The organism is Calidithermus roseus, from assembly GCF_003574095.1.
GTDB classification, from domain to species: Bacteria; Deinococcota; Deinococci; order Deinococcales; family Thermaceae; genus Calidithermus; species Calidithermus roseus.
The window spans coordinates 1-21010 of sequence record NZ_QWLA01000036.1; the positions used below are offsets into that span (position 1 = coordinate 1).

The 21010-nt window shown below is 66.1% G+C and carries 17 protein-coding genes and 1 tRNA gene; 8 read left to right on the top strand and 10 right to left on the bottom strand.

The annotated features are described in order from the left end of the window. Positions 1-195: 195 nt before the first annotated feature. The 3 genes from Mrose_RS10045 to Mrose_RS10055 all read right to left on the bottom strand — a co-directional run bounded on the left by Mrose_RS10045 (position 196) and on the right by Mrose_RS10055 (position 4010). Positions 196-936 (bottom strand): esterase family protein, encoded by a 741-nt coding sequence (locus Mrose_RS10045; protein ID WP_119277886.1) that lies wholly within the window; start codon positions 934-936, stop codon positions 196-198. A 4-nt stretch (positions 937-940) separates the two neighbouring features. Beyond that, the gene (locus tag Mrose_RS10050) at positions 941-2101 is read right to left on the bottom strand and encodes an ATP-grasp domain-containing protein (protein ID WP_119277888.1); all 1161 of its coding nucleotides are present in this window, start codon (positions 2099-2101) and stop codon (positions 941-943) included. A 304-nt stretch (positions 2102-2405) separates the two neighbouring features. Next, positions 2406-4010, bottom strand: a complete 1605-nt coding sequence (locus tag Mrose_RS10055) for a succinic semialdehyde dehydrogenase (RefSeq protein ID WP_119277890.1) — start codon at positions 4008-4010, stop codon at positions 2406-2408. A 107-nt stretch (positions 4011-4117) separates the two neighbouring features. On the opposite strand from Mrose_RS10055, the gene Mrose_RS10060 reads away from it, so the two are divergent. Both Mrose_RS10060 and Mrose_RS10065 read left to right on the top strand, forming a co-directional pair. Beyond that, positions 4118-4351, top strand: a complete 234-nt coding sequence (locus Mrose_RS10060; protein ID WP_119277891.1) for a type II toxin-antitoxin system Phd/YefM family antitoxin — start codon at positions 4118-4120, stop codon at positions 4349-4351. After that, positions 4351-4737, top strand: coding sequence for a type II toxin-antitoxin system VapC family toxin (locus tag Mrose_RS10065; protein WP_119277893.1), 387 nt, complete (start codon positions 4351-4353; stop codon positions 4735-4737). Before Mrose_RS10060 ends, Mrose_RS10065 begins: the two co-directional genes overlap by 1 nt. 13 nt (positions 4738-4750) lie before the next feature. On the opposite strand, the gene Mrose_RS10070 is transcribed toward Mrose_RS10065, so the two are convergent. Further along, positions 4751-5389 carry a hypothetical protein gene (locus Mrose_RS10070; RefSeq protein WP_119277895.1) on the bottom strand — a complete coding sequence of 213 codons (639 nt, stop codon included), beginning with the start codon at positions 5387-5389 and terminating at the stop codon, positions 4751-4753. A 135-nt stretch (positions 5390-5524) separates the two neighbouring features. Between Mrose_RS10070 and Mrose_RS10075 the strand changes: the two genes are divergently transcribed. Further along, the gene (locus Mrose_RS10075) at positions 5525-5755 is read left to right on the top strand and encodes an ABC transporter permease subunit (RefSeq protein WP_245969814.1); all 231 of its coding nucleotides are present in this window, start codon (positions 5525-5527) and stop codon (positions 5753-5755) included. 69 nt (positions 5756-5824) lie between these two features. Here Mrose_RS10075 and Mrose_RS10080 read toward each other — a convergent pair whose 3' ends face one another. From Mrose_RS10080 to Mrose_RS10095, 4 genes are all read right to left on the bottom strand, one after another. After that, positions 5825-7045, bottom strand: coding sequence for a hypothetical protein (locus Mrose_RS10080; protein WP_147371612.1), 1221 nt, complete (start codon positions 7043-7045; stop codon positions 5825-5827). 288 nt (positions 7046-7333) lie between these two features. Beyond that, positions 7334-7768: a universal stress protein gene (locus tag Mrose_RS10085; RefSeq protein ID WP_119277898.1), complete on the bottom strand. Its 435-nt coding sequence runs from the start codon at positions 7766-7768 to the stop codon at positions 7334-7336. 95 nt (positions 7769-7863) lie between these two features. Further along, positions 7864-10023, bottom strand: coding sequence for a DHA2 family efflux MFS transporter permease subunit (locus Mrose_RS10090; RefSeq protein ID WP_119277900.1), 2160 nt, complete (start codon positions 10021-10023; stop codon positions 7864-7866). Continuing rightward, the gene (locus Mrose_RS10095) at positions 10020-10448 is read right to left on the bottom strand and encodes a MarR family winged helix-turn-helix transcriptional regulator (RefSeq protein ID WP_245969816.1); all 429 of its coding nucleotides are present in this window, start codon (positions 10446-10448) and stop codon (positions 10020-10022) included. The genes Mrose_RS10090 and Mrose_RS10095 overlap by 4 nt, the downstream gene beginning before the upstream one ends. Positions 10449-10556: 108 nt before the next feature. Here Mrose_RS10095 and Mrose_RS10100 point away from each other — a divergent pair, with 108 nt between their 5' ends. From Mrose_RS10100 to Mrose_RS10110, 3 genes are all read left to right on the top strand, one after another. Continuing rightward, entirely contained in the window at positions 10557-11567 is a 1011-nt protein-coding gene (locus Mrose_RS10100) for a tagatose 1,6-diphosphate aldolase (RefSeq protein WP_119277902.1), read from the top strand. Between the two features lie 99 nt (positions 11568-11666). Next, positions 11667-14555 carry an ATP-binding protein gene (locus Mrose_RS10105; RefSeq protein WP_182482758.1) on the top strand — a complete coding sequence of 963 codons (2889 nt, stop codon included), beginning with the start codon at positions 11667-11669 and terminating at the stop codon, positions 14553-14555. Between the two features lie 140 nt (positions 14556-14695). Continuing rightward, positions 14696-17806 (top strand): LamG-like jellyroll fold domain-containing protein, encoded by a 3111-nt coding sequence (locus tag Mrose_RS10110; protein ID WP_119277905.1) that lies wholly within the window; start codon positions 14696-14698, stop codon positions 17804-17806. Between the two features lie 191 nt (positions 17807-17997). On the opposite strand, the gene Mrose_RS10115 is transcribed toward Mrose_RS10110, so the two are convergent. Then, positions 17998-19173, bottom strand: a complete 1176-nt coding sequence (locus Mrose_RS10115; protein WP_119277907.1) for an NAD(P)/FAD-dependent oxidoreductase — start codon at positions 19171-19173, stop codon at positions 17998-18000. 351 nt (positions 19174-19524) lie between these two features. Then, a tRNA-Val gene (locus Mrose_RS10120) sits at positions 19525-19599 on the bottom strand. A 290-nt stretch (positions 19600-19889) separates the two neighbouring features. On the opposite strand from Mrose_RS10120, the gene Mrose_RS18855 reads away from it, so the two are divergent. Together Mrose_RS18855 and Mrose_RS10125 are read left to right on the top strand one after the other, a co-directional pair. After that, positions 19890-20039, top strand: coding sequence for a hypothetical protein (locus tag Mrose_RS18855; RefSeq protein WP_169730701.1), 150 nt, complete (start codon positions 19890-19892; stop codon positions 20037-20039). A 156-nt stretch (positions 20040-20195) separates the two neighbouring features. Further along, entirely contained in the window at positions 20196-21008 is an 813-nt protein-coding gene (locus tag Mrose_RS10125) for a DUF1616 domain-containing protein (RefSeq protein WP_119277909.1), read from the top strand. The last annotated feature ends 2 nt before the right edge of the window (positions 21009-21010 follow it).

The window sequence follows — 21010 nt, forward strand, 5'->3', positions numbered from 1 at the left end:
GCCAGCGGGTCTTCTCCTTGGCATCCTTGCAGCTACGGTAGCGCTGTTCGAGTTCCTCCAGGCTCAGGTGGGGGTGTAGGGGTATGGCTTTGCTCGGCATGCATTATTATCTACATAGGTTTGGTATAAAAGGGATTGGGGAATGGTCTGGGTATCGCTTTCAACTTCGCGTGCGTTGTGTAACCCCTGACCACCCTACTCGTGCTTGAGCAACTTGCCCAGGAAATACGGCAACTGGATGCGCCACCAGGGCCAGTCGTGGTCCACGTCGTGGCCCCAGAAGTCGATCCAGGCGGGGATGCCTTTGCTCTGGAGGATCGCCTTCATCTGGTGGGTGTGCTCGATCATGCGCTCTTCCCAGCGACCCTGGCCCACGCAGAAGACGATGGTGCTCTGGCGGTAGCGCTCCAGGATGGCCTCGTCGCTCAGGCCGGGCAGGTACCACAGGGGGGAGTTGTAGTAGGCGTCCATGCCGCCGTCGCCGCCGGTGAACTCCTCGGTGTGGTAGAGGCCGCTCATGGCGATCACGCCGTCGAAGAGGTCGGGGTGGCGGAAGAAGAAGTTGGCGGCGTGAAAAGCCCCCATGCTGCATCCAGTGGTCCAGGGCAGGGTGCCGCCGGTGTGCTCTAGGAGCAGAGGCATGAACTCGGTGGTGATGTAGCGGTCGTAGTCCTGGTGGCGGCGGGCGCGGTCTTGTGGGGGGATACTCTTGTTGGTCCAGCCCTCCCAGTCCACGCCGTCTACCGTGAAGAGCATGACCTTGCCCGCCTCGAGGAAGTGGCGGATGGCCTCGACCATGCCGAAGCCCTCCCAGTCGTAAAAACGCCCGTCCTGGGCGGGGAAGGCCAGCAGCGGTTTGCCGTGGTCGCCGTAGACCTTGAACTCCATGTCGTGGCCTAGGGCCTGGCTGAAGTGGCGGTGATATTCGACGTTCATGGCTTCACGCGGGCAGGTGGATGGCGGCGGCAGCCTCCTCGATGGGGGCCATGTCGGGGCAGCGCAGGATGTAGCCGTAGTTGCCGATGGCGGCAGCGAAGACGTCGTTGATGCGGGCGTGGTGCACGATCAGGTGGCCATAGCGGCGCAGGATCTCCTCGTGGGGAATGGCGTAGCGCTTGTGGTCCTTGCGGCTGACGAAGGCGCAGTTATAGGGCCGGGTGACGGTGGCCTCGAAGCGCCCGTGCACGAGGATGTTGGCCCACTCTCGGTAGAAATCCATGTCGTTGGCATAGTTGAACATGTCGATGGTGAAGCCCCCTGGCGGGCGCATGTTGACCTCGAGGGCCACCAGCCCCCCGTCGGCCTGGCGGAAGAACTCGAAGTGGAAAGGGCGCTCGCGCACGCCGAAGGCCTTCACCACCGCCTTGCCGGCCTCGTCGAGGTCGGAGGGCATTTCGCGGGGGATGTAGTACCAGATGTCGAGCCCCAGGTTCACCGACTCCATGACCCCGGTGCTGTAGATCATGGTCGAGGCGAAGACCACGTTGCCCTCGCGGTCGGTGAGCCCGTCGTAGGTGACGATGGTGCCGGAGATGAACTCCTCCAAGATGTAGTCCACCGGGGGCTTGGAGAGAAGATACTCGGCCAATTCCTCGTCGTTGGTGATCTTGTAGGTCTTCGCGGCCCCCACCCCGATGTCGGGCTTGGCCACGACGGGATAGCCCACCTCGGCCACGAAGGCGGCGGCTTCGGCGGCGGTCTGGGCTACCTTACCCCGCGCGACCTTGAGCCCGGCTTCCATGAACAGCCGCTTCATCTCCGACTTGCGCTTGACGTGGGCGATGCCCTCGAGGTCGATGCCGGGGATGTTGAAGTCGGTGCGCAGCCGGGCTTCGGTCTCGAGCCAGTACTCGTTGAGCGAGTCGATGCGGTCGATCTTGCCGTACTTGAAGGTGAAGTAGCCCAGCGCCCGCAGCAACTCGTCGTAGTGGTGCATGTCGCTGACGCGGAAATACTCGGTGAGGGCCTCTTTCAGCTCGAGCCGCAGGGCCTCGTAAGGCTCGTCGGCGATCCCCAGCACGGTGGCTCCAGCCTCCTTCAGACGCACGCAGAATAGGTAATACCAGGGGGGAAAGTGAGGGGAAAGAAAAACCACGTTCATCGCGCCACTTCTCCTCTCATGGGAACATCAAAGCGCTTGGGTGCCGAGCCTGCCGACGGGATGAACCTTTGATTATGCCGCCATTTTACGCCGCCGGTGGGGGGAAGCAATCACGGGCCGAACGTCAAGGGTCGTACGTCGTACGCGAAGGGTCGAACGCTAAACGCAAGACGCCAAATGCCAGATGCCCACCGTAGGGGTGAACCTCGTGTCCGCCCTTTTCACCACAGGCCACCGGCTACGAGCTACAAGCTTTTTGTTTTTGGCTATGAGCTATCGGTGTCTTCAGGCCATCGGTGCCCCATCAAACCCTGTACCGCCAGCGCATGAGCCACTTCAGCCCGTGCAGCGCCCAGGTCACAATGCGCCCGTACCAGCTCCTGGGCAGCCAGGTGGGGCCGGTGATGGGGATGAGGCGCTCGAGGGCCACCGTCTGCAACTCGGTGAAGCGGTAGAGCCCCTCCTTGCCGTGCCGTCGGCCCAGGCCCGAGGCCTTGAAGCCGCCCATGGTGGCGTCCATCGAGATCCAGGCTGCGGCGTAGGCCTCGTTGACGTTGACGGTCCCGGCCTGGATGCGCGAGGCCACTGCGCGACCCTTGGCGAGGTCGCGGGTCCACACGCTGGCGTTGAGGCCGTACTCGCTTTGGTTGATGCGGGCGAGGGCCTCCTCGAGGTCGCGGTAGGGGTAGAGCGAGACCACCGGCCCGAAGGTCTCCTCGGCGTAGACCCGCATCTCGGGGGTGACCCCTTCCAGCACCGTCGGCTCGAAGAACAGCGGCCCTAGGTCGGGGCGGGGCCTGCCGCCCGTGAGCACCCTGGCTCCCTTGGCAATCGCATCCTGCACGTGGGCCTGCACCGCCTCTAGCTGCCGGGGAGTGGTGAGGGAGCCGATCTGGGTGCGGTGGTCGAGCGTCGAGCCCAGCCGCAGCCGGCTCACCTTTTCCACGAAGCGCCGTTTGAAGGCTTCATAGACCGACTCGTGCACGTAGATGCGCTCGATGGAGACGCACAATTGCCCGGCGTTGGCGAAGCAGCCTTCTATCGCGCCCTCCACGGCGGCCTCGAGGTGGGCGTCTTCGAGCACCAGCATGGGGTTCTTGCCGCCGAGCTCGAGGCTGGTTCCGATCAGGCGCTCCCCGGCCTGCCGCGCCACGATGCGCCCGGTGCGCGTGCTGCCGGTAAGGGCGATGAAGTCCGCCGCGCCCACCAGGGCCGAGCCCACCTCGCCTGCCCCCGTCACGATCTGGAGGAGCCCCGGGGGCAGCCCGGCCTCTTCCATCAGGCTCAGCACCCACAGCGCGGTGAAGGAGGTCTGGGGATCGGGCTTGAGCACCACCGCGTTCCCGGCCATCAGCGCGGCTACCGGATCGGTCACGGCCATGGTCAGGGGGTAGTTCCAGGGGCAGATCACCCCCACCACCCCCACCGGGTGGCGGTACTCCCAGGTCACGGTGAGGCCCGCGAGGGTGCCTCCAGCCCGGCGCGGACGCAGCCATCCTGGAGCCCGTATGGCGTAGTACTGGGTGTTGATGGCCGCGTCGAGCAACTCCTCCAGCGCGTGGCGGCGGGCCTTGCCCGACTCGAGCTGCACGAGGTCGAGCCCTTCTTCCTGCCTCGAGAGCAGCAGGTCGTGGAAGCGCAGCAGAATGCGGGCCCGCTGCCGGGGGTCTACCCTGGCCCAGGTGGCCTGGGCTTCTCTGGCCCGCTCCACCGCCGCCATCACGTCCGCGGGCGTGCAGAGGGGCAGCTCGGCCAGCACGCGCTGGTCGAAGGGGGAGCGCACTGCCTCGAGGAGCCCGCTGTGCGTGGGCACGCGCCGCGCCAGCCGTGCGAAGAAATGGGGGGTCAGGCGGGCGCTGAGCCCCGAGCTAGGCGGGCTGGTGGTGGACAGGCGTCCGGTCTGGATCATGGGTATCCCCTGAAGGCGGATTTGCCTTCATGGTGGGGTGAAACTGGGCTTGAGTCAAGCGAGGTGTGGGGTTAAACTGGTCCGTTTATGCTAAAGTGGACTAGATTATGAAGGTCAACATTCACCAGGCCAAAACCCAATTTTCCCGGCTGGTGGAGCGGGCCTTGCAGGGAGAGGAGATCATCATCGCCAAGCACGGTAAGCCCTTGCTCAAGCTGGTGCCGATCCAATCCCAGGGCCAGCGCCCCATCGGCCTGCACCCCCGCAAGCTGAGCGAGGCTTCGATCGCGGCTTCGCTGGCTCCGCTAGACGAAGAAGCCCTGAAGGATTGGTACAGGTAATGCGCCTGCTGCTCGACACCCACACCCTGTTGTGGCTGGATGCAGCGCCTGAACTGCTTTCGGCGAGGGCCACCGAGCACATTCGCGACCGGGCCAACGAGGTTTACGTTTCCTCCATCACCGCCTGGGAACTGGCCTTGAAGTATGCCATGGGCAAGCTTCCCGAAGCCCAGGCCCTGGTGCAGGAGTTCCACCGTACGCTCTCGGCTTATAGCTTCCTCGAGCTGCCCTTCACCGGCATCCACGCCTTGCAAGCAGGCCTCTTCCAGACGCCCCACCGCGATCCCTTCGATCGGGCCCTGGCTGCTCAGGCCCTGCACGAGCAGTTGACCCTGGTCAGCAAAGACAGCACGCTGGACCAATTCGACGTGCCTCGCTTGTGGTGAGGAGGGGGGTGCTTTAGGGCAAGCTCACCGTCCTGCTCTGTACTGGTGTGCAGAGGATGGGGCCGCATACCCGCGCACTCACCTCTACCGCGTAGGGCTCCTCTTTGGCGTTGATCAGGTCGTTGATGGCGGTGTCGATGGCCTTGTAAAGCCCGCTGGTGGTTTTGTCGATGCCGATGGCCGGCAGAGGCACGCCCAGGTAGTTACCCAGGGCCGCGGGGGCTAGCGAGAGCACCACCTTGAAGGCGCTCTCGAGGATGCGCCCGGCCTGGCGGAAGAAGTTGCGGTCGGGGACGTAGACGGGAAACGTGGCGGTGGCCGGGTTGCCGTAGGAGAGTGGGCTTTCGCCGTTGATCACCTTGGTGCGGTTCTCGTAGCGTGGCTGGAGCAGGTTGCCCACCGGGGTGCGGTAGAAGAGGGTCACGGTGTACTCGGCGCGGGTGCCGTCGCGCGCGGCGGTGGGGTAGACCACCAGGGTGCAGACGTTGGCGCCGTACTCGAGCACCGGCCCCGGTCGGTTGGACTCGCCCACGCAGGCCAGGTTGGTCCGGGGGGCGGCGGCGTAGGCGGTGAGGTACTCGGGGTCGGCGCTGGTGCGCGGAGCGCAGCCCAGCAGCCCGGACAGCAGGCCCAGGAGCAGCAGTCGCTTCACACCAGCCATTATGCCTGCTGGCCGCGCCCGTCCCCTGGGTGAGGGAGACCCTCGAGCCCTTCATGCTGCTTTTGAACGCCATCCCCCGCCCTCCAGCTCGTCGAGCGCATCTGCACGCTGGGCGGGGGGCGGCGGATGCTCTCGCAACTCAAGGTGGCGGTGGGCTTCGCCTTCACCGGCGTGGTGGTGGGCGAGTTCGTGGCGAGCTCGAGGGGCCTGGGCTACTTGCTCAACTTCGCCCAGCAGAACTTCAACGCCTCGCTCTCGCTGGCCCTGATCAGCCTGATCGTGGCCTTCGTGCTGCTGTTGTTCGCCGCCTTCGGGGCGCTCGAGCGCCGCCTCTTAGCCTGGCGCTCTGATCGCTGAAGCGACTCGTGAAAGAAGGGAGCTGCAAGGCTCCCTTCTCGCTTTTGGCGCGATTGCGCTCCAATACGGCTAGGGCACGGTGAAGTTGCCGCTGAGAAGGGCCCACCTGACGTCCGTGCCATCCACGCGGGGCGGGTAGAGTGGGTGGAGGAGCCCGCTGGAGTAACCCAGGCTCGCGGGGCTGGAGTTCAGCAGGGTAGCCACGCCCTGGTTGCTCAGGAAGGCTCCCAGAATGTAGCTGGCCTGCTCCCCGGAGAGGGGCTTGGCCCCGCCAAAGCCGGGGAGGGAGGTCAGGTCGGGCAGGGTGTAAGAGGTGGTGGAGCCGATCCAGCCCTTGCTCAGGAAGGTCTGCCAGATGGCACTGCTTCCTCCGGTGACACCTGGCAGGCCCTCCCAGAGGTATAGCACCGCGTAACCGCGGAAGTCGGGATCGCTGACGAGGTGGCCAATGGGGAAGGTGGGCAGCTTGGCCCCGGCCACCGTGGTGCTCGGAGGGAAGGGCGCGGGCAGCGCGAAGCTCTCGGTTGCGGGATTGGCACGCACGTTGATCTGGGCTACCTGCCTGCCGCCGGGTCCGCTGGCGCTGGCATAGACCCAGTGCAGGTCACCGGGGATGGTGCTGGGCACCTTGTTGTAGCTGCCCGAGGTGGCCGAAGTGCTGTCGAGGAAGGCGGTGAAGGCTCCCGAGCTGCTCAGGAAGTAGCTGCCGAAGCTGGGGCTGAAGCCGGTGGGCACGCTGGCGGAAAAGTCGTTGACGACGCCCGTGGCGAACACGTCTGCGGCGGTGAAGTTGATGTTCACGACGATGGGAGCGGTGATGTTGAGGCTACGGATAACCTTGACCCCCACGTAGTTACCGCCGACATCCTTGGCGATGGCCACGAGTTCCCGGTTACCGCCCAAGGTGCTGCTGGTCTCGTAGGGCCCGGTAGCGCCGGAGAAGGACTTCTGGCCCGTGTCGGAGTACAGACCCAAGGATGTGCCGGCCACCGCGCTGAGATTGTAGCTGCCGGAAACCTTGGCCACCGAGCCGCTAAAAGCCAGGGGGCAGGATACCTTGAGGACGGTGGCCTCGGTGGTGGTGGCCTGGTAGGTGGTGGCCTTCATGCTCGAGGCCTGCAGACCGGTGGGGCAGTTGATGGTGACCCCGTAACGGGTCTCCCCGGAGGGCACCGTGAACGTGTACACCCCGGTGCCGCTGGGCGCCAGCGCTTGCCAGGCCCCCGAGCCCGTCTGGTAGGCGGCGGCCTGACCGGTGACCGGGTTGCCCTGGGAGTCGGCTACGTTCACCGTCACCTTGGTTCCACTGGGAGTGCTTGTGCAGGCGGCCAGAACCATCAAAGCTGCGAATAAAAGCGCTCGCCAACATCCTTGCATATCCTCACAGCCTCCTTCTTTCTACTCTTCGCGTGATCTGGAGCAGAAGGTGGGCACTCGAGTCTGCTGGCAGGCGTTAGCAAGACGTTGGGGGTAATTCCTACACCGCGCTGACCCGGGCGCTTTGCCCACAACCCCATTGTGAGGATTGGCCGTTACGCCGATGTTACTTTCGCGGAATGCCCTCCTGAACTCGCCGGGCTAGACGGCCCGCACCACCAGTACCGGGACCGGGCTGCGGTGCAGCACTCCCGTAGTCACCGAGCCCAGCAGCAGCCGGTCCAGCCCACCCCGCCCATGCGAGCCCATCACGATCAGGTCGTGCCCCTTGGCCGCCTCGAGGATCTTCTGCACCGGGCGGCCCTCCACGAGCTGGGTCTGGGCCTCGACGCCCTCCTCCCTGGCGATCTGGGCGGCGCGCTCGAGGGCTTTTTCCCCGGCGGCCTTGGCCTCGCGCACCCACTCCTCATAGTGGGGGATGGTCTCGCTTCCCACCAAAGGCGTCAGGGCGATGGGCTCGTTGACGTAGAGGATGCTCACCGACGCCCCCAGCCGCCTGGCCAGTTGGCAGCCCTGACGGACGGCTTTCTCGCTGGGTTCGCTGCTGTCGGTGGGGATCAGGATGCGCTGGTACATGGCTTCAGTATGCCGCAGCGTAGCAAAGGCGAGAAGCCGGAATCTTGGCCTCTCGCCTTTTGCTTCGCGTCTGCCGCTTCAGTTTACCTTGTGAATCAGTGTGCCGCAGCCGGAGCCCCACGGCTGCCGAAGTCCCCGCCACCCTTGAGCTCCTCGTTGGGCAACAGGGCGATGAACAAGAGCGAGATCAGCACGAAACCCGCCGCGTACAGGAAGATGTTTTTCTCGGCCTGAGTGATGCCGTTGTTGAGGGCGGTCTTGAGCTTTTCCTTGGTGGCCTCGAGCTCCTTCACCACGCTCGCGGGCACTTCCTCCAGGGCCCTGGCCTCGGCCTGCTGCAAGCCTTCCCGGATTTGCGGGATGATCTGGGCCTCGAGCTGGGCGATGACCTGCGGCTTGGCGGCCTCGAGACCCCGCCGCACGCCCTCGAGGATGCCCGGCACGGTCTGGGGCGGGGGCGTGGGGCCGCTGAGCAGGTCCTTGACCTGGGCCGGGAGCTGGGGGTTGGCCAGCAGAGCAGCCCTGGCCTGTTCATCGCCCCGGAGGGCTTGCTCCAGCGCGGCCAGGGTCCGGCGGTTCTGCGCTTCGACCTGGGCTGGAATCCCGCCCTCGACCAGTTGGCTCTTGAGTTGCTCGGGCACCTTGGGGTCGCTCACGAGCTCGCGGTAGGCGGCTTCGTCGCCCCTGACCGCCGCCAAGACCTTGGCCTCGAGCGCGTCGAACTGCGCGGGGATGCCGCCGTCGACCAGGTTCTTCTTCTGCTCGGCGGGGAGGTTGGGGTCGCTCACCAGGGCCACGTAGGCCTGGTGGTCGCCCTTGAGCGCGGCGACGAGACGGGCCTCGAGCTGGGCGAAGCTCGCTTCGAGGTTGGTCCCCTGGACTCCTTCCTGGCTGCGCTGCACCATGGCTCCAGGTTTGCAGGAAGGGTTGTCGGGGAAGACCTTGCAGTTCTCGGCGTTGAGGGTGTTGGCCAGCACGGTTCCCAGCACGGCGATGCCGATGGTGGAGCCGATCTGGCGGATGAACTGGATGGCAGCGGTGGCCGAACCCAGGCGTTGCAGGGGCACGTTGTTCTGGGCGGCGAGCTGCAACTGCGACTGCGAGGGCCCCAGGCCCAGGCCCAGCAGCAGGAAGAGCAGCACCGCCAGCCACAGCGGAGTGTCCACGCTGAGCACGAAGTGCAGCACCAGGAAGACCGCCAGCAGCCACAGCGTGCCCACCACCAGGATGGGCTTGAAGCGCCCCATGCGGCTCGAGAGGACCCCGCTCCCCACCGCGCCGAGGATCACCCCCAGTGTCAGGGGCAGCACGGTGACGCCCGAGGCCGAGGCCGAGACGCCCTTGACCACCTGGAGGTACAGCGGCAGGAAGGCCACCGCGCCCAGGAAGGCCGGGCCGTAGAAGAACCCTGCTACCGAGGCCAGCGTGAAGGTGCGCACGCGGAAGACCGAGAGGTCGAAGAGCGGGTGATTGGCGCGGGCCTGCGACCAGACCCACAGCGCCAGGCCCACCGCGCTCAGGGCGAACAGGCCGAGGATGCGCGGGCTGCTCCAGGCGTAGGCGCTGCCGCCCCAGGAGAAGGCCAGCATCAGCGGAACGGTCCACACCACCAGCAGCCCCGCTCCCAGGAAGTCGAAGCTTTCGCGGTGCTCTGGCCGCAGGCGGGGCATGAAGCGGACGATGAACCACAAGGCCACCGCACCCACGGGCATGTTGATGTAGAACACCCAGTGCCAGCTGATGTGGTCGGTCAGCAGGCCGCCCAGCCACGGCCCCACCGCGCTGCTGAAGCCGAAGATGGCCCCGAAGAGCCCGCCTATCCGGCCACGCTCACGCGGGGGAAACAGCAGCGCGATGCTGGTGAGGGCCAGGGCGAACAGCGCCCCCCCGCCGATGCCCTGAAGGCCCCGGAAGAGGATGAGCTCGGGCATGTTCTGGCTCAGCCCGCACAGCGCCGAGCCACCCAGGAAGATGATCACCGCGATCAGCAGGATGGCTTTGCGGCTGTAGAGCTCGGTCAGGCGGCCAAAGATGGGGGCGGCCACCGTGGAGGTCAGCAGGTAGGAGGTGGTGACCCAGGCGTACAGCTCGGTGCCGTTGAGGTCGGCGATGATCTTGGGCAGCGCGGTCGAGACGATGGTCTGGTCCAACGCCGCCAGGAACATGCCCAGCAGGATGCCGATGAGGGTCAGGCGGGTTTCTGGGCTGGTGCTGCCCGCCGGGGCTTGGGTTTGCGCGGCTTCGTTCACGGTCACTCCTTTGCGGTAGGTTCGGTCAGGTCAGCGGTGAGGAGGTCCAGCAATTCGTGGAATTGCTGGCGCTGCTCGAGGCTCAAGCGCTCGAGGCGGCGCTCCATGGCGCTCATCATGAGGGTGCGGCTTTCCTCCAGCACCTCACGGCCTCGAGCGGTCAGCTCGAAGCGATAGCGTCGCAGGTCGGAAGGGTCGAGCGAGCGCACCACCAGCCCCTCGGCCTCCAGGCGCTTGAGCATCTGCGAAACGGTGGGCGCAGGCAACTGCGTCAGGCGGACCACCTCGGTGGGGTAGTGGCAGCGATCGATGCCCGCCAGCAGCCAGGGATCGTTGGGGGCTAGCCCCAGGCGCTCGAGGTGCGGCAGGGTTTCGTCGCGAAGGTCCCGTATGAGCCTCCATATCCGAACGAGTATCGTCCAAGACAGCACCCTGTGAGGATATTTTCAAAATGAACTTTTGTCAAGTCAAACCATTCATTTGTGAACGATTAGGGGAGCCGTGCTTTTGCAATAGACTGAGCGGTGGAGGTGAGCACAATGCGCATGGGCAAAGGCAAGTACGAGGGAATCCAGGCTTGCGCTGACGAAAAGGGCATCATCGCCGCGGCGGCGATGGACCAGCGGGGCAGCCTGCGCAAGGCCATTGCCAAAGCCAAGGGCGGCGACGTGAGCGATGGGGAGCTGACGGAGTTCAAGATGGCCGTGACCAAGATCCTCACGCCCTATGCCTCGGCCATCCTCCTGGACCCCGAGTTTGGCCTGCCGGCCCTGAAGCTCAGGGCACCTGGAACCGGGGTGCTGCTGGCTTACGAGAAATCCGGCTACGACACCAGCGGCAAGGGCCGCCTGCCCGACCTGCTGCCCGAGTGGAGCGTGCGCCGTCTGGTGGAAGTCGGAGCCAACGCCATCAAGATCCTGCTGTATTACAACCCCTTCGACGAGGGCAAGATCAACGCCGTCAAACACGCCTTCATCGAGCGCGTGGGCGCGGAGTGCGCGGCGCTGGACGTGCCCTTCTTCCTCGAGCCCCTCGCCTATGACGATAGCGTTGGCGACGAGAAGAGCCTCGAGTTCGCCCGGGTCAAGCCCAAGTACGTCGCCAAGTACATGGAAGAGTTCTCCAAAGACCGCTACGGCGTGGACGTGCTCAAGGTCGAATTGCCCATCAACCTCGCCTATACCCAGGGAACCAGCGCCTTCAAGGGCGAAGCTGCCTACACCCGCGCCGAAGCCATCCAGCACCTCAAAGCCACCGCCCAGGCTGCGGGGAAGCCCTTCATCTACCTCTCCGCCGGCGTGTCCGATGCGGTGTTCAGGGAGTCGCTCGAGCTGGCCATCGAGGCCGACGTGCCTTTCAGCGGGGTGCTGTGCGGGCGGGCGACCTGGCAGGAGGGCATCCCCGTGTATGCCACCCAGGGCGTTCAGGCGCTGGAGGAGTGGCTCTCGGAGCGCGGGGTCAGGAACATCCAGCTGCTCAACGAGGTGCTGGCCAAGGGTGCCAAGCCCTGGTGGACGCACTACGGGAGCCTGGAAGCTGTGCGCGGCTGAGCCGGGCCGCGGCGTTTGGCAAAAAACCCGGATGCCGCCGGTCGCGGGGGCCAAAAATAACGCCCTCGCCGGTCTGGTTCTGTTATGGTGAGGGGCGTTGTGGGCACGCGGGTTCGGCTCCTGGGTTCGCCGCGCCTCGAGCGGGGGGAGAGGGTCGTGCCGCTGCCCAAGGAGCGCCCCCTGTGGCTGCTGAGTTACCTGGGGGCCCAGGAGGACTGGGTCAGCCGCGAGGAGTTGCTGGAGTTGTTTTGGCCCGGCCTCGAGCCCTCCCCCGCCCGCAACAACCTGCGCCAGTTGCTGCACCGGGTGCGGCAGATGGAGGGGGTGGAGGGCCTCGAGGCCGACGCGAACGGGGTGCGCTGGCGGGCCGAGGTCGATGTGCGGCTCTTCCGGCAGGCCCTGGCCCGGGGGCAGTGGGAACGAGCGCTGGAGCTCTACGGCGGCCCCCTTCTCGAGGGCGTGCGGGTCTACGGCCTGCCTGAACTCGAGAACTGGCTCGAGGCCGAGCGTCAGGACCTCCAGACCGCCTGGGGCGATGCCCTGCTGAGCCAGGTGGCCCAGACCCAGCCCTCCCCCTCCGTGCTCGAGCGGCTCGAGCGCTTGCTCGAGCACGACCTCTTCAACGAGCGCGCGGTGCAGGCTTTCCTGCACCACGCCGCCGCCCTGGGGCAGTTCGAGCGGGCCCGCGAGCTCTACGCCGCCTTCGCCCGTCGCCTGGAAGGGGAGATGGGGCTGGAGCCCGACCCTGCCACCCGGCGCCTGCTCGAGGAACTGCTGCGGGCCGCTCCGCCCCAGGCCGCGGCGTACCGCGCCCAGCACAACCTGCCGACCCGCCTGACCACCTTCATCGGGCGTGAGGAGGAGCTGAGCCTGGTCAACCGGCGACTGGAGTCCGGCGAGCGGCTGATCACCCTCACCGGCCCTGGCGGGATGGGCAAGACCCGCCTGGCGCTCAGCGTGGCCGAGAGCCAGCTCGGGGCCTTCGCCGAGGGGGTGTGGTTCGTGGCGCTGGCTCCCCTCTCCCACAGCGCGCTGATTGTCCCCGCGGTCGCCGAGGCCCTGGGGCTCTCCCTGGTGGGCACCGCCGAGCCCAAAACCAGGCTGCTCGAGCACCTGCGCGAGCGGGAGATGCTGCTGGTGCTCGACAACTTCGAGCACCTGATGGAGGGGGCCGAACTGGTGCTGGAATTGCTGCGCGAAGCCCCCCACCTGCGCCTCCTGGTCACCTCGCGCGAGCGGCTGCGCTTGCAGGCGGAGTGGGTGCTCGACCTCCAGGGCCTGAGCTACCCGCCGGGGTACGGGCTGGAGGCGGTGCGGCGCTCGAGCGCGGTGCGGCTGTTCGTGGAGCGGGCCAACCGGGTGTGGCCCCAGTTCGCCCTCACCCCCCAGGTAGCCCCGGCGGTGTTGCGGATTTGCCAGCTGGTGCAGGGGATGCCGCTGGGCCTGGAGCTCGCGGCGGCCTGGGTCTCGGCCTTCACGCCCCAGGACATCGCCGAGGAACTCGAGCGCAGCCTGGGCTTCCTCGACTCGCCCGCGCTCGACTTGCCCGAGCGCCACCGCTCCCTGCGGGCCGTCTTCGAGCATTCCTGGCGGCTCCTGGCCCCCGAGCAGCAGCAGGCCCTGGCCCACCTCACCGTCTTCCGGGGCGGCTTCGACCGGCAGGCGGCCCTCAAGGTCGCGGGCGTCGGCCCACCCGCCCTGCTGGCCCTGGCCGACAAGTCGCTGCTGCGCCGCACCCCTAGCGGGCGCTTCGAGCTGCACGAGGTAATTCGCCAGCAAGCCCAGGAGCGGGCCGAAGCGAGCGGAGTTCTGCAGGCCATCCGCCAGGCCCACGCCTGGCACTACCTGGCCCTGGCCGAGGAGGCCAGCGCTCACCTGCGCGGCCCGGAGGAGGCTCATTGGCTCGAGCGCCTCGCCGCCGAGCACGACAACCTGCGGACCGCGCTGGAGTGGGCAGTGTCGCGGCAAGATGCCATCCTGGCACTACGACTGGCGACGTCCGTGCACCACTTCTGGTACGTGCGGGGGCATCACCGGGAGGGCAGGACCTGGCTCGAGCGCGCCTTCGGCCTGCCCTTGAACGACATCCCCCCGCGCCTTCACGCCAAAGCCCTTAATGCTCTGGCCGAGCGGGCCAAGGACCAGGGCGACTACGCCCAGGCCCTGCAGGCCCAGCAGGAAGCCCTCGATCTCTGGCAGCGCCTGGAGGACTCGGCCGAGGTCGCGGGCGCTTTGCACAGCCTGGGGACCATCGTCCGCGAGCAGGGCAACTTCGACCAGGCCCTGGCCTACTTCGAGGAGAGCCTGCGCCTGCGGCGCGAGCTAGACGACCGCTACGGCATCGCCACCACCCTCAACGACATCGGCGTGGTCTACGGCTATCGCGGACAGTTCGAGGCGTCGCGGCCCTACTTCGAGGAGAGCCTGGCCCGCAAGCGCGAGATCGGGGACCGACGGGGCATCGCCTACGCCCTGGGCAACCTCGGCCAGGTGCTCTCGGAGCTGGGCGAAGGGGCGGCGGCTCGAGCCCTCACCGAGGAGAGCCTGGCCATCAAGCGCGAGCTCGGTGACCAGCAGGGCATCGCGGTATCCCTGGTCAACCTGGCCATCCTGGCCCTTCAGCAGGGGGATCTGGAGCAGGCCTGGGACCACCTCGAGGAGGGCCTGCGCATCCTCTACGCCCTCGAGCGCCGCTGGAGCATCGGCGTGGTTTTGGGCTCCTTCGCCGAGCTCGCCCTGCGCCGGGGCCAGTTCGAGCGTGCGGTGCGGCTGGTGGGCGCGGTTTATAGCCTCACCCAGGCCATGGCCCTGAGCGAGCCGCCGATGAGCCCGGAGAACCTCGAGCGCTACCTCGCCGCAGGCCGCCAGCACCTCGAGCCCGAAACCTTCGAGCGGGCGCTGGTAGAAGGCAAAGGGATGAACCTCGAGCAGATCGTGGCCTATGCGTTACAGCAGTCCGAGGTGGGGGCTCGAGCGGAATCGGCTTAGGGAGCCAGTCCAGTTAAGCTGGATGGAAGAGGCGACCTAATGCTCTTTAGACCCTCATTGAGGGAGGGCTCGAGTCCATATAACGGCATATAACGTCCTCCTCCTACCCTTGGCCTCAGATCAAGCAGGAGGAGGCTTTTATGCTAGGCAAACCCCGGATCATCCGTGCGACCTGGACGCTTTTGACCCTCGCGCTTCTGAGCGCTTGCGGGCAGCAGCCCGCCGACCCGGCTCCCAAGCTGGTGAGCGTGGCTTCTACCGGCCCGACGACGGTGGAGGTGGCTTTTAGCGAGGCGGTGGAGAGCGGGGCCACGGTGGCGGCCAACTACGCCATCACCCCCAGCCTGGCCGTGAGCCAGGCCAGCCTGGACGTCCAGAAGACCAAGGTCACCCTCACCACCGCACCTCAGAGCAATGTCCAGTACACCCTGAAGGTCTCGGGGGTTCGCGACCTCAAGGGCAACCCCATCGATCCTGCCGCCGACAGCAAGACCTTCACCGGCACCGCGCCTGCAGCGGGCGATGGCGACGGGGATGGGCTTTCCGATGCCGACGAGGTGAGCGGCTGGGAGGTACAGGTCAAGCAGGGTGACGGCAGCATCGCCAAGCGCACCGTCACCAGCGACCCAGACAAGCCCGACACCGACGGCGACGGGCTGGGCGACAAGGAGGAGCGCTCGAACTTCACCGACGCGCGCAGCAGCGACACCGACCAGGATGGCCTGGGCGACTTCGACGAGATCAAGAAGTGGGCCAGCTCGCCCACCGACGTGGACTCCGACGGCGACGCCAAGGGCAACCCCTCGCTCTTCGACGGCAACGAGATCAAGCTCCACGGCACCTCGCCCACCCTCGCCGACACCGACGGCGACAAGATCAGCGACTACGACGAGATCATCGTGCGCGGGGGGGCCTACAACCCGCTCATCGCCAACGTGCCCCAGCTCGAGCTCTCCCTCCAGGGCACCACCGACCTCAGCGTCAACGTCAAGTACAACGACGCTTCCAACACCCAGTACACCCGCTCGACCAGCCTCGAGCAGGGCACCTCCACCAGCACCTCCAGCACCGACACCCAGACCCGCCGGGTCGAGGCCAGCGTGAGTGCGACGGTGGGGGCCGAACTCAGCGCGGGGACCGAGGGCGTCAGCACCACGGTGAGCGCCTCGGTGACGGTGAGCGCGGGCTTTTCCAACGAGAACACCCGTAGCTATACCCAAGATTCCACCCGCACTTCCCAGCAGCGCCAGGAAGACATCGTCTCCGAGGGCAGCGTGAGTGGCCGGACCATCGACGATGGCCGCATCGGCGTGGGCTTGATGGTGAAGAACACGGGGGATGTGAGCTTCAAGCTGGAGGACCTGGTCATCACCGCGCTGTTCCGCGACCCGAGCGACCCCACTAGGTTCAGGACCATCGCCAGTCTGACCCCGGCCATCCCCGCCGGCGGCGTGACCCTCTCCAGCGGCGGCCAGACCGGCGTGCTGGACGCGCGCAACGTCGCTATTCCCGCCGACCAGGCCCTCGAGCTCATGGCCCATCCCAACAACCTCTTCTTCCAGTTCAGCACCTACAACCTCACCGACCAGGAAGGGCGCAACTTCGAGTTCCTGCGCGAGGTCACCCTGGCTCAGACCGCGTTGGTGGTCATCGACTACGGCAACGGCAGCGTGCGGCGGGCTCGGGTGGCCACCAACGTCGAGCGCCAGAACGGGAAGATCGTGGGCGTGACGATGAAGAAGGTGCTCGACGACATCCTCGAGCTCCCCTTCGCCACCGAGCCCCGCCAGGGCGGACCCAGGGTGCTCACCAGCCTCTTCGACCCCAACAAGGGCCACAACGTCCAACGCGACCCCGTCAACCGAGCCCTGTGGGCGGTGGTGGGCTCTTCCAACCTGAGCATCCCAGCCGGGAGCGATTTCGAGGACATCCTGCTCAAGCCGGGCACCGAGATCCACCTGCTCTACGTGCAGGACCGCGACGACGACGGCCTTTTTGCCAGCGAGGAGTACTACTACGGCACCCGCGACGACAACCCCGACTTCGACTCCGACGGCCTGAAGGACGGCGAGGAGGTCAAGGGAGGCTGGGGGGTGGCCGTGGTGGGCAAAGCCCCGCGCAAGGTCTTCCCCAACCCCACCGTGGCCGACTTCGACTCCGACGGCCTCAACGATGGCCAGGAGAAGCTCAGGGGCACCGACCCCTTCAAGGCCGACACCGACGACGACACTACCACTGACGATAAGGACCCCGCCCCCCTCGACCCCAGCGTCACCGGCAACCGCCCGCCCGTGATCGATAGCTTCAGCGCGAGCATCTCGGGTTTCGTGGCAACCGTGAGCGCCAGCGTGAGCGACCCCGACGCCAACTTGAGCAAGGTCGAGATCGACTGGGGGGACGGCTCGCCCAGAAGCACCCTCACCAGCAACTTCGCCGCCATAAACACCACCCACAAGTACAGCGCTGCCGGGACCTACACCGTCAAGCTCACCGCCACCGACGCCTCGGGCGTTAGCGTCAGCCAGCAGGGCAACGTGCAGGCCAGCATCCCCAGGGACGGGTTGCTCGGGGAGTACCTCTTCAACAACAACGCCAACGACACCAGTGGCAACAACAAGAACGGCTCGATCAGCACCACTGCCTGTGTGCAGCCCGCCGCCAACCGCAACGGCCTGGCGAGCAAGGCCTACGAGTTCAACAACGGCTCGGGCGCGGGCTGTGGCGACAGCAGCGGGACCTACGGACGCATCAGCACCGCCAACCTGGGGTTCAGCGGCAGCTTCAGCTACAGCGTCTGGATCCGGCCCCTCACCAACAACGACCAGTGGATCCTGGGTCAGAACAACAGCAACGGCTCCCAGCCCTGGGCAGCCCTGGTAATCGGCAACCCCAATGCCCTGGGCGGCACCGGTGGCCGGGTATCGTTCATCCTCACCGGCTCCGGCCCCACCCTCACCGTGGCCGACAGCGCCAACGTCTCCACCAGTGCCTGGGTGCACTACGTCGTCAGTGTCTCGAGCGGCGGCGGCCAGACCACGGTGAAGCTCTACCGCAACGGCACGCAGGTCGCCACCGCCAGCGGGAGTGGGAGCTATGCAAACCCCTCGAGCACCAACAACTTCCTCATGGGCAACGCTGCGCTCAACAGCACCAACGCGGTCTTTCGGGGCCTCATGGACGACGTGCGGGTGTATAACCGTGCCTTGAGCGATGGGGAGATCCAGGCCCTCTACAGCGACTCCAACAGCTAAAGCCTCACTCGCTGGGGGCCACTGGTCTTGCCAGTGGCCCTTTGGGGTCTTCTACAGCTAGATACCCCACTCATGGCTGGTCTCATCTCAAAGCGGTTCCCACGAATACCCCGCACGGCCGGTTAGCGGTGCGGGGTAAAACACCCTCCAGTCCCGGAGGGTGTTTGTGGGAACCGCTCTAGGGAGACAGGCTACCCGATCCTGCCCCGGAGGTCTTGCGGGCGGAAGGGGCCTGGTTCGGCGATGAGGGCCCTGGCCTCCTCCACTTTGCCCCAGGTATTCCACAACAGCACCCCCCGCACCCGACCGGCCTCGAGGTAATAGACCACGCCCTGGCGGAAGGGGTCCTTCCAGTCGCTCATGGTCTGGAGGCGAGAGTCCAGGATCCCCACCGCCTCGTAACCCAGCTCGAAGAGGTCGGAGTAGAAGAAGGGCAGGTGGTGGTAAGGATCGTGGGCTGCGGCCATGTTGCGCCCCACCAACCTCCCGTGGGTGTTGGCGTGGTCTTCGTGCTCCACCCGCAACCAACTGCCCAGCGCCGGGTTGTAGAAGCGGGCCACGTCCCCGGCGGCGTAAACGCCAGGTGCGCTGGTCTGGCCCAGCTCGTCCACCACGATCCCGTCTTCGGTCCTGAGCCCGGCCTGTGCGGCCAGCTCGCTGTTGGGGGATACGCCGATGCCCGCTATCACCCCCTCGACCATCAGGGTTTCGCCGCTTTGCAGGTGGAGCCGCAACTCCTGGCCCCTCCGCTCGAGGCCCACCACCCCCTCGCCGGGCCGCACGTCCACCCCCTTTCCCCGGTAGAAGTCCACCAGGAAGCGGGCTAGCTCCGGGGGAAACAGGCGGCCACCGATCCCCGCCTCGGGGAAGAGCATGCTCACGCTCTTGCCGTTCATGACTAGGGCGGCGGCGATCTCCGAACCGATGAAGCCCCCGCCGATCACCGCGAAGCGCTCACCGTGCTCAGCCTGGCTGCGCAGGCGGTAGTAATCCTCGAGGGTGCGGTAGTAGAGGATGTCCTCCTGGCCGAAGGGCAGGCGCCGGGGGGTGCACCCGGTCGCCAGGAGCAGCTTCTTGAAGCGGTAGACCTCGCCTTGCTCGTCGGTGGCCTCGGAGCGCTCGAGGTCGAGGGCGACGATGCGCCGCCGCAGGTGAAGCTCGGCGGCCAGGTCATCGGCCCGGCGCCAGATTTCGTCCACCGTCCGGTCTTTCCATAGCCCCTTGGAGAGGGGCGGGCGGTTGTAGGGGGGGTGGGGCTCATCGCTCACCATCCCCACCGTGCCCGCCGTATCGATCTCGCGGATTCCCCGCAACGCCGCCTCCGCGGCCATGCCCCCGCCCACGATCAGGTATGTGTACTCCGGCATAAAGGCCCTCCTCTTCCGGGCGCTCTTTGGCTTCCAGGCTAGCCGCCTCGTCCCCCGGCCAATGCCTCACTTCTCACCTTTGGCCTTTTCGAGGGGGCAGAGGGGGCTCGAGGCCAGCTGTGCCCGGTCCCTCAAAGCACGAGCGCGCCCTCGAGACCGCGCAGGTCGAAGAGGTCCGCTCCTATCCCGAGTTCCCAGGCGAGCAGCGCCCCCTCCGGTTCCTGAGCGAACATCTCCAGCAACTGGCCCCGAGGCGTGGACCACGATGGGTATCCGCTGGTCATGGGCTATAGCGGTCCCACGTTCAAAGGGAAAACCGGGGTCCGATGAACCCCGGCCTTTCCCCTGGCTTGGTGGGCGATGTAGGATTTGAACCTACGACCCCACGCGTGTGAAGCGTGTGCTCTCCCGCTGAGCTAATCGCCCAAGCGTCCCCCAAAGTAGCATGGGCTTTGCCCGCTGTCAACCCGAGAAAGCCTGGCTTTAAGCCTGTAAAGATTTTAGCGTCGGGCCATGATCGCAGGACGTGAAGCGGGTAACGGGAGTTTAACGAGCCGGGTTCGCTTGACACTACCCAGGGCCTAACCTACACTCGAGTCGGGTACGGACGGAGGTCCATTGTGGTAGCTACCACTGTCACAACCACCACAACCACTGCGGTCACCGCTGACCCGACCGCCGTGGCTTTTATCTGGACTGCATTGGTGGTTGTGGCGATGGTTATTTTGATGGTTTCCAAGGAGCTGGCTGCTGCTTCGGAAAGCCCCAGGGCCCGCAACTTTGCCCGCCTGACCAACGTGGGCTTGGTTCCCCTGGCTTTCGCCCTGTTCGGCATAGCGGCGGCGCGGTTTATCAGTTCCTTCTAAAGAGGCGCTTGCCTGTAGAGCGAACCCTGCGGTTCGCTTTTTTGTGTGCCGCAGGGGAAAATTCCTTTTTCAGATGAAAATCATGATCCCCTGCCATGGTAAGGATGGGCGCACGTGGCACCCAAACCCGCCGACGAGCCACTACACTGGAGGTGTATGAAGATTGACCAACAGAACCGCGACCTGCTGCTGGTGATGATGTTGGCGGTCGCGGTGGGTGCGTGGGTCGTGCTTTTCCCCGGCGCCCACTCTCCCCTCCGGGTGGTGCTGGGTTTCTTGATCATGCTGGCGCTGCCGGGCTATGCGCTGATGCTGGTGCTTTTTCCCAGGCGCTCGGACCTCGACTTCGCCGATCGCCTGATCCTGTGCCTGGGGTTATCGGTGCCGGTGATCGCGCTGGTGGGGGTGATCCTCAACTTCTCGCCCTTCAGGATCAAGCCGGTTCCAGTGGCAGTGGGTATGACCATCGCCACCGTGTTGCTGGGGGGAGTGGCCCTGTGGCGGCGCTCGAGGGTGGCCTTAGCAGAGCGCTTCATCCCCGAGATGAGGCCCACTGCGACCCAGGTAGCCTGGATCGTCGGCTTCGCCCTGATGGCCTTCGTGGTGTACTGGGTAGCGCGGCCCAACGAGCGTTTCACCGAGTTTTACATCTTGGGCCCGCAGGGAGGGCTGGAGAGCTACGCCAGGCAGTTGCGCCCGGGCGATGAGTTTACCGTGACCCTGGTGCTGCGCAATTTCGAGCGCAGGTACGTGGAATACCAGGTCAGGGTGCCCTTTGATTCCAGCATCGGTGAGCTGCGTACCCCCGCGATCGCCCACGAGGGAACCTGGGCTCGTACCCTTCGGCTGAAGGCTCCGGCGGGTTCGGGCCGGACCCAACTGAATTTCGACCTCTACCGTTTGGGGGATTCGACGCCCTACCGCCAGCTTTACCTGTGGGTAGACCTGGCGGGCAGCACCCAACCTTAGGA

Bases quoted from the DNA above. Each gene is read 5' to 3' on its own strand.
- Mrose_RS10050 (WP_119277888.1), bottom strand. From the start codon at position 2,101: ATGAACGTGGTTTTTCTTTCCCCTCACTTTCCCCCCTGGTATTACCTA.
- Mrose_RS10100 (WP_119277902.1), top strand. From the start codon at position 10,557: ATGCGCATGGGCAAAGGCAAGTACGAGGGAATCCAGGCTTGCGCTGAC.
- Mrose_RS10060 (WP_119277891.1), top strand. From the start codon at position 4,118: ATGAAGGTCAACATTCACCAGGCCAAAACCCAATTTTCCCGGCTGGTG.
- Mrose_RS10115 (WP_119277907.1), bottom strand. From the start codon at position 19,173: ATGCCGGAGTACACATACCTGATCGTGGGCGGGGGCATGGCCGCGGAG.
- Mrose_RS10110 (WP_119277905.1), top strand. From the start codon at position 14,696: ATGCTAGGCAAACCCCGGATCATCCGTGCGACCTGGACGCTTTTGACC.
- Mrose_RS18855 (WP_169730701.1), top strand. From the start codon at position 19,890: ATGGTTATTTTGATGGTTTCCAAGGAGCTGGCTGCTGCTTCGGAAAGC.
- Mrose_RS10125 (WP_119277909.1), top strand. From the start codon at position 20,196: ATGAAGATTGACCAACAGAACCGCGACCTGCTGCTGGTGATGATGTTG.
- Mrose_RS10085 (WP_119277898.1), bottom strand. From the start codon at position 7,768: ATGTACCAGCGCATCCTGATCCCCACCGACAGCAGCGAACCCAGCGAG.
- Mrose_RS10045 (WP_119277886.1), bottom strand. From the start codon at position 936: ATGAACGTCGAATATCACCGCCACTTCAGCCAGGCCCTAGGCCACGAC.
- Mrose_RS10065 (WP_119277893.1), top strand. From the start codon at position 4,351: ATGCGCCTGCTGCTCGACACCCACACCCTGTTGTGGCTGGATGCAGCG.
- Mrose_RS10075 (WP_245969814.1), top strand. From the start codon at position 5,525: ATGCTCTCGCAACTCAAGGTGGCGGTGGGCTTCGCCTTCACCGGCGTG.
- Mrose_RS10055 (WP_119277890.1), bottom strand. From the start codon at position 4,010: ATGATCCAGACCGGACGCCTGTCCACCACCAGCCCGCCTAGCTCGGGG.